Source organism: Actinoplanes sp. NPDC051388, assembly GCF_055586225.1.
The window spans coordinates 81,480-96,968 of sequence record NZ_JBVJIP010000021.1 but is presented as its reverse complement, the minus strand read 5'-3'; the positions used below and the strand labels follow the sequence as shown (position 1 = coordinate 96,968).

Annotated in this window: 16 protein-coding genes; 5 read left to right on the top strand and 11 right to left on the bottom strand. The window is 71.5% G+C overall.

Annotated elements, in window-relative coordinates:
* Positions 1 to 25: 25 nt before the first annotated feature.
* The 5 genes from ACZ6TI_RS39405 to ACZ6TI_RS39385 all read right to left on the bottom strand — a co-directional run bounded on the left by ACZ6TI_RS39405 (position 26) and on the right by ACZ6TI_RS39385 (position 5,827).
* Positions 26 to 1,018 carry an ROK family protein gene (locus tag ACZ6TI_RS39405; protein ID WP_465350364.1) on the bottom strand — a complete coding sequence of 331 codons (993 nt, stop codon included), beginning with the start codon at positions 1,016 to 1,018 and terminating at the stop codon, positions 26 to 28.
* Positions 1,015 to 2,040, bottom strand: coding sequence for an SIS domain-containing protein (locus tag ACZ6TI_RS39400; protein ID WP_465350363.1), 1,026 nt, complete (start codon positions 2,038 to 2,040; stop codon positions 1,015 to 1,017). The genes ACZ6TI_RS39405 and ACZ6TI_RS39400 overlap by 4 nt, the downstream gene beginning before the upstream one ends.
* Positions 2,041 to 2,052: 12 nt before the next feature.
* Entirely contained in the window at positions 2,053 to 3,552 is a 1,500-nt protein-coding gene (locus tag ACZ6TI_RS39395) for a GMC family oxidoreductase (protein ID WP_465350362.1), read from the bottom strand.
* A complete protein-coding gene (locus ACZ6TI_RS39390; RefSeq protein WP_465350361.1) occupies positions 3,549 to 4,307 on the bottom strand; it encodes a DeoR/GlpR family DNA-binding transcription regulator in 759 nt (252 codons plus the stop codon). Before ACZ6TI_RS39390 ends, ACZ6TI_RS39395 begins: the two co-directional genes overlap by 4 nt.
* Before the next feature lie 62 nt (positions 4,308 to 4,369).
* Positions 4,370 to 5,827, bottom strand: coding sequence for an APC family permease (locus tag ACZ6TI_RS39385; protein WP_465350360.1), 1,458 nt, complete (start codon positions 5,825 to 5,827; stop codon positions 4,370 to 4,372).
* 140 nt (positions 5,828 to 5,967) lie between these two features.
* Between ACZ6TI_RS39385 and ACZ6TI_RS39380 the strand changes: the two genes are divergently transcribed.
* Positions 5,968 to 6,240 carry an SAM-dependent methyltransferase gene (locus ACZ6TI_RS39380; RefSeq protein ID WP_465350359.1) on the top strand — a complete coding sequence of 91 codons (273 nt, stop codon included), beginning with the start codon at positions 5,968 to 5,970 and terminating at the stop codon, positions 6,238 to 6,240.
* A 28-nt stretch (positions 6,241 to 6,268) separates the two neighbouring features.
* On the opposite strand, the gene ACZ6TI_RS39375 is transcribed toward ACZ6TI_RS39380, so the two are convergent.
* Positions 6,269 to 7,285, bottom strand: a complete 1,017-nt coding sequence (locus ACZ6TI_RS39375) for a LacI family DNA-binding transcriptional regulator (RefSeq protein ID WP_465350358.1) — start codon at positions 7,283 to 7,285, stop codon at positions 6,269 to 6,271.
* A gap of 53 nt (positions 7,286 to 7,338) precedes the next feature.
* On the opposite strand from ACZ6TI_RS39375, the gene ACZ6TI_RS39370 reads away from it, so the two are divergent.
* Positions 7,339 to 8,169, top strand: coding sequence for a phytanoyl-CoA dioxygenase family protein (locus ACZ6TI_RS39370; RefSeq protein WP_465350357.1), 831 nt, complete (start codon positions 7,339 to 7,341; stop codon positions 8,167 to 8,169).
* A gap of 74 nt (positions 8,170 to 8,243) precedes the next feature.
* Here the strand turns inward: ACZ6TI_RS39370 and ACZ6TI_RS39365 are convergent, their stop codons facing one another.
* From ACZ6TI_RS39365 to ACZ6TI_RS39350, 4 genes are all read right to left on the bottom strand, one after another.
* A complete protein-coding gene (locus ACZ6TI_RS39365; RefSeq protein ID WP_465350356.1) occupies positions 8,244 to 9,518 on the bottom strand; it encodes a peptidase inhibitor family I36 protein in 1,275 nt (424 codons plus the stop codon).
* Positions 9,519 to 9,639: 121 nt separating this feature from the next.
* Positions 9,640 to 9,798, bottom strand: a complete 159-nt coding sequence (locus ACZ6TI_RS39360; RefSeq protein ID WP_465350355.1) for a hypothetical protein — start codon at positions 9,796 to 9,798, stop codon at positions 9,640 to 9,642.
* Positions 9,799 to 10,076: 278 nt separating this feature from the next.
* A complete protein-coding gene (locus ACZ6TI_RS39355; RefSeq protein ID WP_465350354.1) occupies positions 10,077 to 11,531 on the bottom strand; it encodes a DNA-3-methyladenine glycosylase 2 family protein in 1,455 nt (484 codons plus the stop codon).
* A gap of 8 nt (positions 11,532 to 11,539) precedes the next feature.
* On the bottom strand, positions 11,540 to 12,793 hold the full coding sequence (locus tag ACZ6TI_RS39350; RefSeq protein WP_465350353.1) for an MFS transporter: 1,254 nt from the start codon (positions 12,791 to 12,793) through the stop codon (positions 11,540 to 11,542).
* A gap of 173 nt (positions 12,794 to 12,966) precedes the next feature.
* Between ACZ6TI_RS39350 and ACZ6TI_RS39345 the strand changes: the two genes are divergently transcribed.
* Positions 12,967 to 13,878 carry an ROK family protein gene (locus ACZ6TI_RS39345; RefSeq protein ID WP_465350352.1) on the top strand — a complete coding sequence of 304 codons (912 nt, stop codon included), beginning with the start codon at positions 12,967 to 12,969 and terminating at the stop codon, positions 13,876 to 13,878.
* Positions 13,875 to 14,681, top strand: coding sequence for an inositol monophosphatase family protein (locus ACZ6TI_RS39340; RefSeq protein ID WP_465350351.1), 807 nt, complete (start codon positions 13,875 to 13,877; stop codon positions 14,679 to 14,681). The genes ACZ6TI_RS39345 and ACZ6TI_RS39340 overlap by 4 nt, the downstream gene beginning before the upstream one ends.
* A gap of 11 nt (positions 14,682 to 14,692) precedes the next feature.
* Here the strand turns inward: ACZ6TI_RS39340 and ACZ6TI_RS39335 are convergent, their stop codons facing one another.
* The gene (locus ACZ6TI_RS39335) at positions 14,693 to 14,956 is read right to left on the bottom strand and encodes a hypothetical protein (protein ID WP_465350350.1); all 264 of its coding nucleotides are present in this window, start codon (positions 14,954 to 14,956) and stop codon (positions 14,693 to 14,695) included.
* Positions 14,957 to 15,240: 284 nt separating this feature from the next.
* On the opposite strand from ACZ6TI_RS39335, the gene ACZ6TI_RS39330 reads away from it, so the two are divergent.
* Positions 15,241 to 15,444, top strand: a complete 204-nt coding sequence (locus ACZ6TI_RS39330; RefSeq protein ID WP_465350349.1) for a cold-shock protein — start codon at positions 15,241 to 15,243, stop codon at positions 15,442 to 15,444.
* Positions 15,445 to 15,489: the final 45 nt, after the last annotated feature.

Below are 15,489 nucleotides of genomic sequence, written 5' to 3'. Positions count from 1 at the left end.
GGCGGGCCGGGAAAGCCGGCACCGCTCACGGAACGCCGTCGGCCGGATCCGCATTCCTAGCCTCTGCCGCGCCGTTGATCGCGTTCCAGGGGCGACCGGCGCGCGGGAAATCGTTCGTCACCCGGGAATCGTGCAAGGCGTTCGCCATGGTGTCCGGGCGCGCCCACAGCGCCGCGCCGACCGCTCCGGCGATGTCTCCCAACTCCGCCGGAACCACCGGGACCGGCGGGTAGCAGCCGGTGATCTCGTCGAGGGTCTGCTGCAGGGCGGCCCGGTAGCCGGCCAGGAACCGTGCTCCGCCGCCGCCGAGCACGACCCGCTCGGGTGCCAGCAGGGTGAGAAGATCGGCGAGGCCCCGGCCGACGGCCCGCCCATATCCGGCGAACAGCGCCGAGGCCGCCGGCTCGCCGGCCGAGGCCCGCGCATAGGCGTCGTCGAGGTCGATTCCGAGCCGGTCGGCGGCGGCCTTCTGCAGCGCCGATCGGGAGGCCTGCTGCTCCCAGCAGGACGAGCGGCCGCAATAGCAGGGCGCGTGGCCGGGCACGTGCAGGTGACCGGCTTCCGGGTGTGCGCCGGCCGCCGTCCGCAGCGGGCGGCCGTCGGTCAGCATCGCCACGCCGACTCCGGTGCCGAGTGTGACCATCAGCAGGGACCGGGCGCCGCGGCCGGCGCCGCGCCGGACTTCGCCATACGCCGCGGTGACGGCGTCGTTCTCGATGACGACCGGCACGCCGAACGCCGTGTGCAGGATGTGCGTCAGGTCGAGGCCGGTGTAGGCCGGCAGGGTGGCCGGATTGCGGATCACCCCGCCGGCATCGACCGGGCCGGAGGCGCCGATGCCGATCCCGGCCACCGAACCGGCCATCCCGGCGAGCGCGTCCACCAACGCGGCGGCGGCCGTGGCCGGATCGGTCTCGGTGGGCATGGACCGGTCCGCCAGGACCTCGCCGGCGTCGGTGGTCAGGACGATCCGGGTGCCGGTGCCGCCCAGGTCCACGCCCAGATAGCGGGCCGTCATAGGGCCGTCGTCACCTTGCTGCCATAGATGAACTCACCCGGGACCACGTCGTTGGCGCGAGCCAGGCTGACGGCGACGAGCTGGGCGACGACCGCGCCGCCGGCCAGCGCGCCGAGCCCGGTCGTGGAGGGCACGGCCAGGGTATGCACGCCGGGCAGTGGCTCGCCGCCCACGGCATAGACGGTGGAGCCGGAGGCGACCAGGTCACGGGCCAGCGCCGGCAGGGTCCGGTCGGCGGCGGGCGCGCCCGCGGCGTACAGGAAAGCGGTCAATCCCGGACCGGCCAGCTCGTAGGGGCCGTGCCGGAACTCGCCGCCGACATAGCCCTGCATCGGCACCTTGGAGCTCTCCTTGGTGATCAGCGCGGCATAGAGCGCGGTCGCCGCCGCGTCGCCCTTGCCGACCGCGACCACCCGGGGCTTGGCGGCGTCGAGCGCCTGCGCGCCGATCCCGGTCACGTCGGTCCGCTCCAGGACCTCGGCGACGATCGCCGCCAGGGCGGGCTCGGCGGTGTCGGTGCCGAGGAAGCCGTCGATCAGGCGCTGGTGGGCGAGCAGGGTGTTGAGGTAGCTCTTGGTGCTCACCGTCGCCTCGGCGCCGCTGCGCAGGTCGACGAAGGCGTCGGCGCGCCGGGCCAGCGGACTGCCGGGATCGGCGGCCAGACCCAGGATCGCGCCGGCCGTCGCGGAGCCGGCGGACGTCCGGTCGAGGAGTTCGACCATCTCGCCGCTGGCCCCGGACTGCGAGGTGGCGACGAGCAGGGTGCCGGAGGTGAGCAGCCCGGGGCTCTCCAGGAGCTCGCCGGTGGGCACGGCCCAGGCGGCCCGGCCGGCCCCGGCCAGGGCGCGCCAGACGGGCAGCGCCGCGTAGTGCGAGCTGCCCATGCCGGTCAGCACGATGCGGTCCCAGGGCCGCGCGAGCAGGTCGCGCACCTCGGCGTCGAGATCGACGCCGGCCAGCTCGGCCAGGGCGGCGGGCTGGTCGCGCATGTCCTTCTCGTACGGTGTCAGGTCGCTGTTCATGCTCGTCCCTCGTCAGGCATGGGTGTCCACGCCGGCCAGCACGGTCGCGATCCGGGCGCCGATCATGGCGGTGGGCAGGTTGATGTTGCCGCGGGTGATCGCCGGCATGATCGAGGCGTCGGCGACGTGCAGGCCCCGGACGCCGTGGACCTCCCCGCGGTGGTCGACGACGGCGGCGGGGTCGGTGGCCGGGCCCATCTTGCACGTGCCGGCCGGATGGCAGTAGCTGGCGATGGCGTCGAGCGGGTCGACGCCCCGGTCGACCGGCGTGCCGAGCTGGGCGGCGAGCACCGGCTGCCCGGTCATCTTGTGCAGCAGGTCGAGCGCCTCGCCCAGGACGGCGACGTCGTGTCCCTCGGGATCGGTGCCGTAGGCGTGGTCGACGACCGGCCGGCTCCAGTCGAGGCCGGGGCCCAGCGTGACGGTGCCTTCCGAGCGGGCGCGCATGGCCCCGCCGTACAGGCTGATCGGCGGCAGGTCCGGGTGCCCGCTGTTCGAGCCGGCCACCATGAACACGTGCACGTCGTACGGGCCGTCGTCGCACCGGGTGGACCGCATCCGGCCCAGGCTCTGCTCGTCCGGTCCCCAGTCCATCGCCGCGAGCTGGTCCGCCAGCTCGGGCGTGCCGGTGAAATCGAGCTGCACGCAGGCGTGGTCGAGCAGATGGCGGCCGACGCCGGGCAGGTCCGCCCGCACCGGGATGCCCAGGGCGGCCAGGTCGGCGGCGGGGCCGATGCCGGAGCGCAGCAGCAACGCCGGCGAGTGGTAGGCCCCGGCGGCCACCACCACGCGGCCGGCGGTGACGGTGACCGGCCCGCTGTCGCGCCGGACGGTCACCCCGCGGACCACGCCGCCGGTCACCAGCAGGTCGCTGACCGGGGCGTCGCCGACGATGGTCAGATTCGGCAGGTGCCGGACCGGGTCGAGGAAGGCGAAGCTCGCGTTCCAGCGGACGCCGTCGACGATGTTGACCGGCATCGGGCCGATTCCCTCGGCCGCGGCGATGTCGTCCAGGTCGTCGGCGAGCGGCAGCCCGCACGCCAGGCCGGCTTCGACGAACGCGCGCTGCGGCGGGGTCAGTTCCGCATATCGGTAGCGCCGCACGCGGAACCGCTCGTGTGCCCACTCCAGCAGGGGCAGGACCTCGTCGGCGGTCCACCCGGGGTTGCCCTGGGCGGCCCACTCGTCGTAGTCGTGCCGCGCGCTCACCGAGGCGGTGCAGCCGTTGTGGGCGGAGCAGCCGCCGACGATCCGGGCCCGCGGGGTGTCGATCGTGCGGCCGCGGCTGCCCGAGGCCGGCGGCAGGTGGAAGTCGTGCGAGCCGGGGATGGCCAGCGCGTCGAGCATGTCGGCCGGCCAGCGGCCGGAGTCGCGCGGCCCGTAGTCGGGTCCGGCATCGAGCAGCAGCACCTGCTCGCCGGAGTGGCGGGCCAGCGTGGCGGCGAACGCGGCGCCACCGGTGCCGGCGCCGACCACGATCGTGTCGGCCCGCTCGGGCAGCTCGGCGCTCACGCGACCACCAGCTCGGTGCCGGCCGCGGCGATCTCCTTGCGGTGTTCCTGCGCGAGGGCCCCGTCGGTGACCAGCCGATCGACCGCGGACAATGGACAAACCCGGACGAACGCCTCCGCACCGAATTTGCCGGCGTCGGCGACCAGGACGGTACGCCGCGCGGCGCCCAGGGCGGCCCGCTTGACCGCGGCGTCCTCGGTGTTCCACTCGGTGACGCCGGCGTCCACCGAGAGCCCGGAGGCGGTCATCAGGAACACGTCGAACCGGAAGCGCGAGATCATCTCCACCGCTTCCGCGCCCACCACGCTGAACTCGCCGGGCCGGATGAAACCACCGGGGACCATGACCCGCATCGACGAGTCCGCCGAGAGCAGCTGAGCGATCCGCACGTTGAGGGCGCACACCGTCAGGTTGCGGCCGGCCAGCGCCTCGGCGATGGCGAGTCCGGTGGAACCGCCGTCGAGAAGGACCGTCTGGCCGTCCACGACCTCGTCGGCCGCGGCGGCCGCGATCTCCTGCTTGGCGCCGGACCGGGTCCGCTCACGAAGCCCGAACGGCGGCTCGAAGCTGCCGCTGGCCGGCGCCGCGGCCCCGCCGCGGGTGCGCACCAGCAGCCCCTCGGCGGCGAGCTGGTTCAGGTCCCGGCGGATCGTCATGTCCGAGACCGTGAACAGTTCGGCGAGGTCGCCGATCGAGAGCGTTCCCCGCTCACCCAGCAGCCGCAGGATCTCCTGGTGCCTGGATTCAGCGCTCACGTCTGTGTCGACCTTTCGCAGGCGGGTGATGGTTGCTCCCCGCATCGTGCCCCATCGCCCGCTCATGCCGTGCCGCCCGGTGTCTCCGGCAGTTGCCCGGCCCGCGCCATCCAGCCGGTCCGGCCGGGCCGGAGGTTGCGGCCGACGAGCACGGCCACCCCGGCCAGCAGGTATCCCAGTGCGATCAGCGGCGCGAGCCGGATCGGCAGGTCGGGCAGCGGGTTGAGGCTGTACCAGGCGATCAGGGCCAGGGCGGCCGTCGAGATCACCGGCGCGACCACGTACTTGAGCACCGAGAACTCCCGTGGGTGATGCCTGCTGATGAAGCGGTACGCCGCCACGTTCATCAGGATGAAGATCGGGATGTAGACGAAGGTGCCGGTGGTGCCGAGCATGTTGAACAGGTTGTACGGGCCGAGCGGCAGGCCGACCGCCAGCAGAATGGCGACGGCCACCGCGCTCTGGCCGAGCACCGCGACGACCGGTGTGCCGTGCGTCGGCTGGACCCGGGCCAGTGCGGCGGGCAGCGCCCCGGTGCGTGCCATGCCGTAGAGCGTGCGGGTCGAGCTGGTGGTGCAGGCGATGCAGACCCCGAGCCCGGAGTTGACCAGCGCGATCAGGACGATCAGCGAGGCGCCGTTCCACAGCCGGTCGGCCAGCACGAACGCCGGCGCGGTCGGGCTGTCGGCCAGGGCGTTCAGGTCGGCGGTGCCCCATCCGATCTGCAGGCCCCACGCGGTGAACACGTAGAACACGCCGATCAGGGTGAGGGATCCGATGATGGCGAACGGGATCAGTCGCTTGGGATCACGGGACTCCTCGCCGACCGCGGCGGCGCTCTCGAAGCCGGTGAACGCGAAGATCGACAGGACGATCGCGAGGAAGAACCCGGAGCCGTCGGTGATGCCGCCCGGATTGAACCCGGCGACGTTGACTCCACCCGGGCCGGGGGAGAACACGCCGGTCACCGCCAGGCCGAGCCCGACGGCCATCTCGAAGACGGTCATCACCACCAGGAACTTGATCGAGATGGCGATACCGCGATAGGCGGCGGCGAGGCACACCGCGAGGATCGCCAGCCCGTAGACCCACCACGGCAGGTAGAGGCCGAACTGGTTGTCCAGCTCGTCGGAGATGATCGCGCCGGTGAACGACGCCAGCGCCGCCGGGACGATCGTCACCATCACCGCGTACAGCCAGCCGGTGATGAAGCCGGTGCGCGGCCCGATGCCGGCCGACACGAACGTGTAGAAGCCGCCGGCCGACGGCAGGTGGCGGGCCAGCCCGACCATCGGGATGGCCAGGATCAGGCAGACCGCGAAGGCCGCCAGGTAGGTCAGCGGCGCCGCCCGGCCGGCCTGTCCGGTGGTGAACGCGATCGTGTAGAAGACGCCCAGCGTGGGCGAGATCTGGGCGATGGACTGCATGAGCACGCCGACGGCGCCGACCGTGCCGGTCCTGAGTTCCGTATGCGGCTGAGACGCGCCGGTCAACACCGGCGCCGGATCTTGGACTGTCACGCGAGCTCCTCGACTTCGACCACGTGTTCAGATTGTTTGTTCGAATGAACATTACATGTGTTCGCTAGGACGTCAAGATGTTCGCCGGATCCGCACGGGGTCGGTGGGTGCGCACGACGAGTTCGCCGCCCGGGTCGCGAATGCCGGCGGTACCGTCCGGCAGCCACCTGCTGGTCTCGCACCCGACCGCGGAGGTCAACGGGCCGGCCGTCGAGGAGTCGATGCGGCAGTGGAACGAGGGCGGCGCCGCCCCGATCAGGACCCGCACGGTGAACGAGATCGGTGAGTTCTTCAGCGGACTCGATCTGCTGGACCCGGGCGTCGTCACCGCCACGGCGTGGCGACCGGACCCCGGACACCCCGGCATCACCGACGTGGTGTCGGAGTTCGTCGCCGTCGGTCGCAAATCCTAGGAGCCGTGAATCTCAGGACCGGAGGGGCTTACGCGCTGCCGCCGGTGCTGTCGCGTATCTCGAGGCGGTGGCCGGCGACGATGCGCCGTGCCGGGCCGCCGGTGCCGCGCCGGGCCTGCCGGGCGGCGAGACATTCGAGGGCGGCCTCGGCGATGGCCGGTTTGTCGGGGGACACGGTGGTGAGCGACGGGTTCGCGTACCGGCCGTCCTCGACGTCGTCGAAGCCGGCGATCGCGAGGTCCGCCGGCACGCGCAGCCCGCTGCGGAGTGCGATGTGCAGGGCGCCGAGGGCCAGCTGGTCGCTGAAGCCGAAGACCGCGTCGACCGGGACGTCGCTGTCGAGCAGCCGGCGCATGGCGGCGGCGCCGTCCGCGCGGTGCAGGCGCTCCACCGGGATCTCCAGCGCCGGGTCGTGCGGCAGACCGGCCGCGGCCAGCGCCTGCCGGTAGCCGTCCAGTCGCCGGTCCGCGGTCGCGTTGGTGAGTCGCGGCTGGGGACCGATCGCGGCGATCCGCCGGTGGCCCCGCGCGATCAGGTGCGCGGTGAGATCACGGGCGGCGGCGACGTTGTCGATGGCGACGTGGTCGAGCAGGCCGTGTCCGTCCTGCTCGCCGAGCAGCACCAGCGGGGCGCTGTCCGGCCGGCGGCGCAGATCTTCGGGGGCCAGGCTCCACGGGCTCACGATGAGGCCGTCGGCGGTCTGCCCGCGGATGCCGTCGAGCAGTTCCCGCTCCCGGCCGGGTTCGCCGCCGGTCTGCTGGACCAGCAGCGTCCAGTCGTACGCCTCGGCGCGGTCGGTGAGGTGACCGGCCAGCTCGCCGAAATAGGGCGACGCGATCTCCGGGATGACGAGCGCCACCAGGCCTGATCGTCCGCCGCGCAGGTGCCGGGCGGCGGCGTTCGGCCGGTACTGGAGTTCGTCGATCGCCCGCTGCACCCGCTGCCTCGTCTCGTCGGCGACCAGCGGAAAGTCGGACACCACGTTGGACACCGTGCGCACGGAGACGCCGGCGAGCTCGGCGACCTGGCGAAGAGTGGCACTCACGATCACCACTCTACGGGTTGCAACGTTGCATGCCACGTTGCAATATAAAGAGCATGACGACTGCCATCGACAAGGCGAAGGTCGGCGAGCAGGCTCGCGCGGCGATCTACGACGACGGAATCACGGCCCTGCGCGGGGCGTTCAGCGTGGCCTGGGCCGACACGATGCGGGCCGACATCGAGGCCGCGTTCGAGGAGGCCGTCGCCCGGCCGAACGGCGCGGTGGGCCGGGGTCCCCACCGCTACTACGTGGAGATCCATCCCGAGCAGCTGAGCGGCTTCGCCGAACTGGCCGGCCATCCGTGGGTCGACGCCGTCTGCACCGCCGTGCTCGGCGCGGACTACCGGATCGTGGAGCTGGGCTTCGACATCCCGTTCGCCGGCGCCGTCAACCAGCCCTGGCACCGCGACTTCCCGATGCCCGAGGTGACCCGCAAGGAGCGCCGGCTGGACTCGCTGGCCTTCAACCTCACCGGGGTCGACACCACCGACGAGATGGGCCCGTTCGAGATCGCGCCCGGCACCCAGTTCGACGACGAGCCCGACTTCGACCACGGCATGTTCCCGCCGAAGAGCCGCTACGAGCGCTATGCCGAGCGCGCCGTGCGCAAATATCCGCAGCGCGGGGACATCTCGGCCCGGTCCGCGCTGACCATCCATCGCGGCACGGCCAATCGCTCCGCACAGTCGCGCCCGGTGCTGGTGCTCGGCGTGGACGCGCCGGACGCCACCAACAGCGACAAGCACGACCTGGCGGTCACCAAGGGCTATTGGGAGACGCTGCCCGACGCGGTCCGCCGCCATCTGAACTGCCCGATCGTGGACCGGCTCACCCCGATCACCCAGAAGCACACCATCGAGGGCCTGGTGATGGGCGAGGCCTGACCGGGCCGGGCGAGGAACGAAAACGGTCGCCGGCCCGGAATGCGCCGGCGACCGTTCCTCGTTATGTCAGCACGTCAGCTGTAGATGCTGATCTTCCGTGCGGTGGGGGTGTATCGCACCGACCGCACCTGGTTGTCGAGGCCGAAGAACCCCAGGTTCGGATATCCCACCCCCGAGCTGATCCAGTCCGACTTGCCGGTGCAGTTCAGGCCGGTATAGAAGGTGACTTCCTGATAGGTGTTGTTCTCCATCGAGCTGACCTGTGCCTGCATCGACGCCTGCAGATTGAAACAGTTGTTCAGCAGCTCCGGGGCGATGGTCTGCCGCGCCCCCCGCCACTCGGTGTCCGCATAGACGCACAGCTTGTGGAACGAGTAGTCGCACTCGTCCGGCGGCGGCATGAAACGCACCGACCGCGTCTGGTTGTCGAAGGACACCTCGTTGAGGTCGCGGATGGCCTGCTGGGCCTCGAGCCCGCGTGTGCCGCCCGTGCAGTTCGTCCCGGCATAGAGGTCGATGCGCTGGCCGGGCAGCCGGTTCTGCACCGAGCTGACCTGACCGATGAGCGCGCTGTTGAGGTTGACGCAGGTGCCGACCGGCTGCGGGCCCACCGCCTGGCTCACGCCCGAGAACCCGATTTCCGAGTACAGGCAGAGATCGCTGTTCGTGGTGCCGCATTGCGGCGTCGGGACCGGCACGAGCCGGACGGACCGCAGCACGTTGTCGAACCCGAGCGTGGCGAGATCGACCTCGGCGCCCCTGTCGATGCGCACCGAGTTGCCGGTGCAGCCGTCGCCGTCGAACAGCACCGCGTCCTGCTCGCTCAGCATGTTGTGCACGGAGCTCACCGTGGCCTTGAAGCCCGGCTGCAGGTTGACGCAGGTGTTGTTCGGGCGCTCGCCGATGACCTGTGCCTCGCCGCCGGATCCGGCGTCGGCGAACAGGCAGAGATCCGACCAGTATTCCTCCTCGCACGGCCGCGGCGCGGGGTAGGACCGGGCGAACCGGATCGACCGGAGTTGGTTGTCGAAGCCCTGCACCCGCAGGTCGGGGTAGCCGACCCCGGAGTCGATGTAGTCCGACGCGCCGGTGCAGTTGGTGCCGGCGAACATGGTCACGAACCAGTCGGTGCGGTTCGTCACGGAACTGATCTGACCCTGGAGCGCCGGCTCGAGGTTGACACAGGTGATCCCCGGCTGCTTGAGAATGACCTGATAATCGCCCTGCTCGTTCTGCAGGGTATAGGCGCAGAATTGCAGGTAGTCGCATTCTTCGGCGGGCGTCGCCGCATTCGCATTCGTCGCCGGCATCAGTGCGAAGGCCAGCAGTGCGGCAATGCCGGCCGACACCCATCGACGGCACACTGATCTGAATCTCGATTTCCCGAGGCTATGCACTTTTCCCCCATGTCGTGTCTCGACGTCAAAGACGTCACCTTGCGCAAAGCGCGCATAGACTAACATGAATGGGCTAAAGCCCGCGGGCCTCGGTGACCGCCGCGATCAGCCGGCGCACGATGGCCGTCGCGCGTTTCAGGTCGGCCGCCGTCGTGCCGTCCAGAGCCTCGGTCATCAGCCGGCCCAGCGGCACGAAGAACTCAGCCGCGACCTCGCGGGCCGGCGGCTGCATGACGATGGTCACCTTACGCCGGGCGCGGATCGCCGCGGGCGTCGGCCGGCGTCCGGTCGCGGTGCTCGCCGCGTCGGTGCTGATCCTCGCCGGGGCCGGGCGGAGCAGAGCGACGGCACGCTCACCCAGGTCTCGGTCAGCCTCGACGGCGAAACCGTGAGCTGTTGGCTCGGCCGCCGCTGTGCGCGAGAGTTGTCACCGACTTTCAGTGCTGCTTGTCACCTATCGACGTTTCAACGCTGTTTGTCGCCAGACAGGCGTGTTGCGGCGCGGCCGGGCTATCGGCCTCGTGTCTGCCGCGGTTTGCCCGGCAGGACGGATGTCGACTGCGCTCGCCATAGCAGGTGTGCCCCGTAGCCGCGCCACGGTCGCCATTGGTTGGCTCGTCGCGTGAGGCCGGCTGTGTCGGCGGGTAGCTGGTGGGTCCTGGCGGCCGAGCGCAGGCTGTGGTCGGCGGCGGGGAAGGAGTCTGGATCGCCGAGCGCGTGCAGCATGAGGTCTTCGACTTGGGCGGGGCCGAGACCGGGTACGAGCAGTAGGCCGCGGCGGACCTCGACCCGGTCGGCGCCCTCGTCCAAGCGCAGCCCGCCGTTGGCCAGCCGCTGCGCCAACTCCCGAACCCTGCTCGCTCGGGCCGCCGGCAGAGCGAGATCGGCGCCGGCGATGGCTTCGAGGTCTGGAAACGTGTGGGTCAGCCCACCGTCGGGGCTGGACAGCGGCTCGGCGAGCGCCGCGACCAGGGTTTGCGCGTGCGGGCCGAGTACGGTGCGTAGCGCGGTCTCTGCACCGTCCACTGTGCCCGGTAACCGTAACCCTGGCGCCGCCTCGGCCAGCGGTGCGAGGGCCGGATCTGTGGCCAGCACCGGAAGGTAGCTGCCGGGATCGGCGTCGAGGTCGAGCAGGCGCCGGCAGCGGGCCACGGCGGCGCCCAGGTCGGCCACGGTGGCTAGCCGGAACGTCGCATGCACATGGTCGGGCGTCGGGCGCAGCGTGACTGTGCCCGTGCCGCCGGGGAGCCGCAGGACCCGACGGAAGATGCCGTCGGCGTACTCCTCGATGCCGGGCAGCGCGCGGGCCGCCAGCCATCCGAGCACCCCGTGCGGGTCGTACGGTTGCCGCAGAGCCAGCCGCAGCGTGAGGCCGCCGCCCGGGTGCGGGTCGCCGCGGCGGCGCACGGCCGCGCGCAGTTGTGACGGCGTGGCGTCGAAGATCTCGCGGAGCGTGTCGTTGAACTGCCGGATGCTGGCAAAGCCGGCGGCGAAGGCCACCTCGCCGAACGGCATCGCGGTGGTCTCGACGAGCAGCCGTGCCTGGTATGCCCGCTGGGATCGAGCCAGCGCGAGCGGCGGAGCACCGACCGCCTCAACGAGCAGGCGGTGCAGGTGTCGGACGCTGACCGCGAGCTGCCGGGCCAACCCAGACACGCCGTCGCGATCCACCACTCCATCTGCGATGAGCCGCATCGCCCGACCGACGACATCGGCTCGGGTGTTCCACTCCGGTGAGCCGGGCACCGCGTCCGGGCGGCACCGCTTGCAGGCGCGCAGCCCGGCGAGCTGAGCGGCGGCAGCGGTGCGATAGAAGGTGACGTTGGCCGGCTTGGGGCAGACCGGCGAGGGGCAGCTTGGTCGGCAGTAGATCCCGGTGGTGCGTACGCCAACGATGAACCGGCCGTCGAAGCGCGGATCGCGGCTGCGGGTGGCCTGGTAGCAGCGTTCGAAGTCGAGGTCCATCTCGGCGATCATGCCTGACCGCCAGCGCCGACCGGGTCGGGTTCGAGTGTCCTGCCGCTGTCGGCTCGACGTTGTGCGGCGGCCAGGTCCCGGGCGAAGGCGAGGGCGGGTACCGCCATCAGCGCGCAGATCGCCAGCACCGTGGCGGCGAGGCCGTCACGCAGGGTCAGCGCGGCCAGCCCGGCACCCAGCGGCGGGGTGGCCTGCATCAGCGTCCGCAGCAACGCGAACAACCGACCGTGCACCTCGGATGGGGTGGCAGACATCCGGAGCGTCTGCGCCCAGGTGGTCATCGCCGCCGCGCAGGCGCCCAGCCCGACCAGACCCAGCACGGCAACCCACGGGGATGGGACCAGCACGGCGAGTACAGCCACCGCGGCCACCAGCGACGCCAACACCACCGAACGCGTCAGCGAGGGGCGCCAGGACCAGCGCAGCAGAACCAGCGCGGCGAGCAGCTCGCCACCGGTCACGGCGGCGACCAGGTAGCCGTAGCCGCCGGGGCCTAGCCCGTACTCGACCGCCCGCTGCGGGAGCACCACCAGCAAGGCACCCTCGCCGATGTTGAACAGCGCGAACATGATCGTGGTATCGCGCAGCACCGGCTCGCGGACCATCAGCCGCAGCACCGGCCCGAGCCCACCACCACGTCGGGCCGGCCGGGCGAGCCGCCGCGGGGGCCTGGTACCGGTCCGCGTACCGAGCAGGCACAACGCGAAGATCACGTAACTCAGAACGTCGAAGGCCACCACGTACCTGGGCCCGACCGTGGCCACCGCGACGCCGGCACCGACCGCGCCGACCAGGCCGGCGATGCCGAAGCTCGCCGACTCCAAGGCGTTGGCGGCCATCAGCTGCCCGGAGGGCACGAGTTCGGGAATCATCGTCGGGAACCCGGCGAGGCTGGTCATCTTCAGCAGTCCGTACACCGCGGCGACGAGGTAGAGCTGGACAGGGGTCAACCCGCCCCAGACCGCGGCGATCGGGATCGTGCCGAACACCGCCGCCCGCAGCAGGCTGTCCCCGACGAGCAGCCACCGGCGGTCGTACCGGTCCAGCGCCCAGCCGGCCACCAGACCACCGACCGCCACGGGCGCCGTGTACAGCACTGCGAGGGTCACCACGCTGCCGTGCGCCAAACCCAATGCGTACGCCACGAGCGCGACCCAGCTCGCGGCGTCCCCGGCCGCTGACACCGTGGCTCCGATCCACACGCGGCGGAACGCGGCGTTGCGCAGCGGAGACGCCCTCTTGTCGATCACCCGTCCATGCTTGCGGCGAGTCGCCGGCCGATGCTGGCGGAAATCGGCCAACTCGGTCCGGCTCCTGCGCCCCGTCCCCAGGCACGCCACCCGCTGATCGGCGACCGTTTCTGGTGGCCCGCGGATCGGCCGGAGCGGATCCGGCCGGGCTCCATCGGATTAGGCTGGCGGGCATGCTGATCGGCGTCGATTGGGGCGGCACGAAGATCGAGGCGGCCGCTCTCGCCGGCGACGGTTCCGTCCTGACCCGCGAGCGGGTGGACACCCCGCGCTCGGACTACCCGGCCTGCCTGCGGGCCATCGCCGGCCTGGTGACGCGGATCGAGGCCGCGGCCGGGCAGTCCGGCACCGTCGGGGTCGGGCTGCCCGGTTCGCTGGATCCCCGCACCGGCGTCGCGAAGGGCGCCTCCTCCACCTGGCTGAACGGGCGGCTCGTGGAGGACGACCTGCGGGCGGCGCTGGGCCGCGAGGTGCGCACCGCCAACGACGCGGACTGCCTGGCCGTGTCCGAGGCGGCGGACGGCGCCGGCCAGGGGTTCCGGGTGGTCTTCGCGGTGATCCTCGGCAGCGGCGCCGGCGCCGGCATCGCCGTCGACGGGCGCGCCCACCACGGCCCGAACAACGGCGCGGGGGAATGGGGGCACAACCCGCTGCCGCTGCCCGACGTCACGGAGATGCCCGGCGCCGCGTGCTACTGCGGGCGGCACGGATGCCTCGAGACGTGGGTGTCCGGCCGGGCCTTCGCCCGGGAGTACGCGCAGCACGCGGGCCGAGACCTGGCCGAACCGGTACGGTCGACCCCGACCGAGATCATCGAGCGGATGCACGCCGGCGACCGCCTCGCGCGGCTGGTCTGGCAGCGTTATGTCGATCGCGTCGCGCGCGGGCTCGCCCTGGTCGTGAACGCTCTGGACCCCGATGTCCTGGTGCTGGGAGGCGGAATGTCGAACGTCGACGACCTGTACGCGGACCTGCCGCCGCGGCTGGCCGACCGGATCTTCTCGCCGGTGTTCCACACGCCGATCGTGCGCGCCCGGCACGGCGACTCCAGCGGCGTCCGCGGCGCGGCCTGGCTGTGGCGATGACGTCGAACGTGGCGATGCCGCCGGACGTCCAGGAGCGTTACGACGCCGGCCGGGCCCTGGTGCGCGAGGCCGGGGCGCTGGCCGCGAGCTGGTTCGCCCGGCTCGAGGACCTGCGGGTCACCGCCAAGGGGCTGCAGGACGTCGTCAGCCAGGCCGACGTGGAGGTCGAGCAACTGCTGGCCCGGGGCATCGCCGACCGGTTCCCGCAGGACGCGTTCCTGGGCGAGGAGACCGGCGCCAGCGGACTGGCCGAGGCACGCGGCGTGTGGGTCGTCGACCCGATCGACGGCACCCAGCCGTTCGTCACCGGGATGGCGAGCTGGTGCGTGTCGCTGGCCTATGTGCAGGACGGGGTTCTGCAGTTCGGCTTCGTGTTCAACCCGCCGCTCGACGAGCTGTTCGAGGGCGGCCTGGGCCGGCCGGCGACGCTGAACGGGCGACCGATCGCGCCGCACTCCGGCCGTGCTGTGACCGACGGCATCATCGCGGTCGGCTACGCGCCGCGCACCCCGGTCGAGCGGATCCTGCCGGTGCTCGAACGGCTGCTGCGCCGCGGCGGCGTCTATTACCGCAACGGCTCCGGCGCGCTGATGCTGTGTTACGCCGCATGCGGCCGGCTGCTCGGCTACATCGAGCCGCACCTGAACTCGTGGGACTGTCTCGGTGCGCTGGCCGTCGCGCAGGCCGCCGGTGCGCGGACCAACGACTATCTGACCGGCGACGCGCTGCTCACCGGCAACAAGATCATCATCGGCCCGCCGGTGCTTTACGACGAGCTCGACGAGATCCTCGGCGGGCCTTAGGCGGTGCGCCGCTAAGAAGCGGGCCGGCCGCGCACCGGCGCGAGCTGCACCGTCCAGGTGCGTGAGGCCCCGACCACGTCGATGGCCCGGCGCAGGAGCTCGCAGCCCAGCTCCGGCGTGCCCTCGGCGAAGCCACGGTTGATGAAGCTGATCGCTCTCGGGTGATCGCCCGCCGCGAGGGCGTCGTCGAGCCCGGCAGCCAGGACCGCGGCGAGCGCGGCGTGGAAGCTGTCCGCCCCCTTTTGCCGCAGCGTCTTGGGGGATGCGGTGATCATGGGTGTCACTGACACGAAAGAGCCCTCAAACCTGGGGGTTGTGCCCGCCAAACGATATCGACGAACTGATCCGCTGCCGACTCTACCCGCAATGCGTCGGCGAGTGTGTGCTAGGTTTACCGGGTTGCAGTTTTGATTTCCAAAGACGTTTCCGGCGCCTGATGGTTCATCTGAAACCATCGAGGCGCTTTTTCGTTTGTCGTGTCGGTTCGGCGCGGGTGATCAACGCGGCGGCGTGCGGGTCAGCACAGTGCGGACCCGAACACCCCTGCTAAGGAGCAGACATGGTTACAGGCACCGTGAAGTGGTTCAACGGCGACAAGGGCTTCGGCTTCATCAGCCAGGACGGCGGCGGCCCCGACGTCTTCGCCCACTTCTCCGCGATCTCGGCGAGCGGTTTCCGCAGCCTGGACGAGAACCAGCGGGTGGAGTTCGACGTCACGCAGGGCCAGAAGGGCCCGCAGGCGGAGAACATCCGCGTCATCTGATTCCACGTTCTCCCGAACGGCGGCCCGACTGATTCAGCGGGCCGC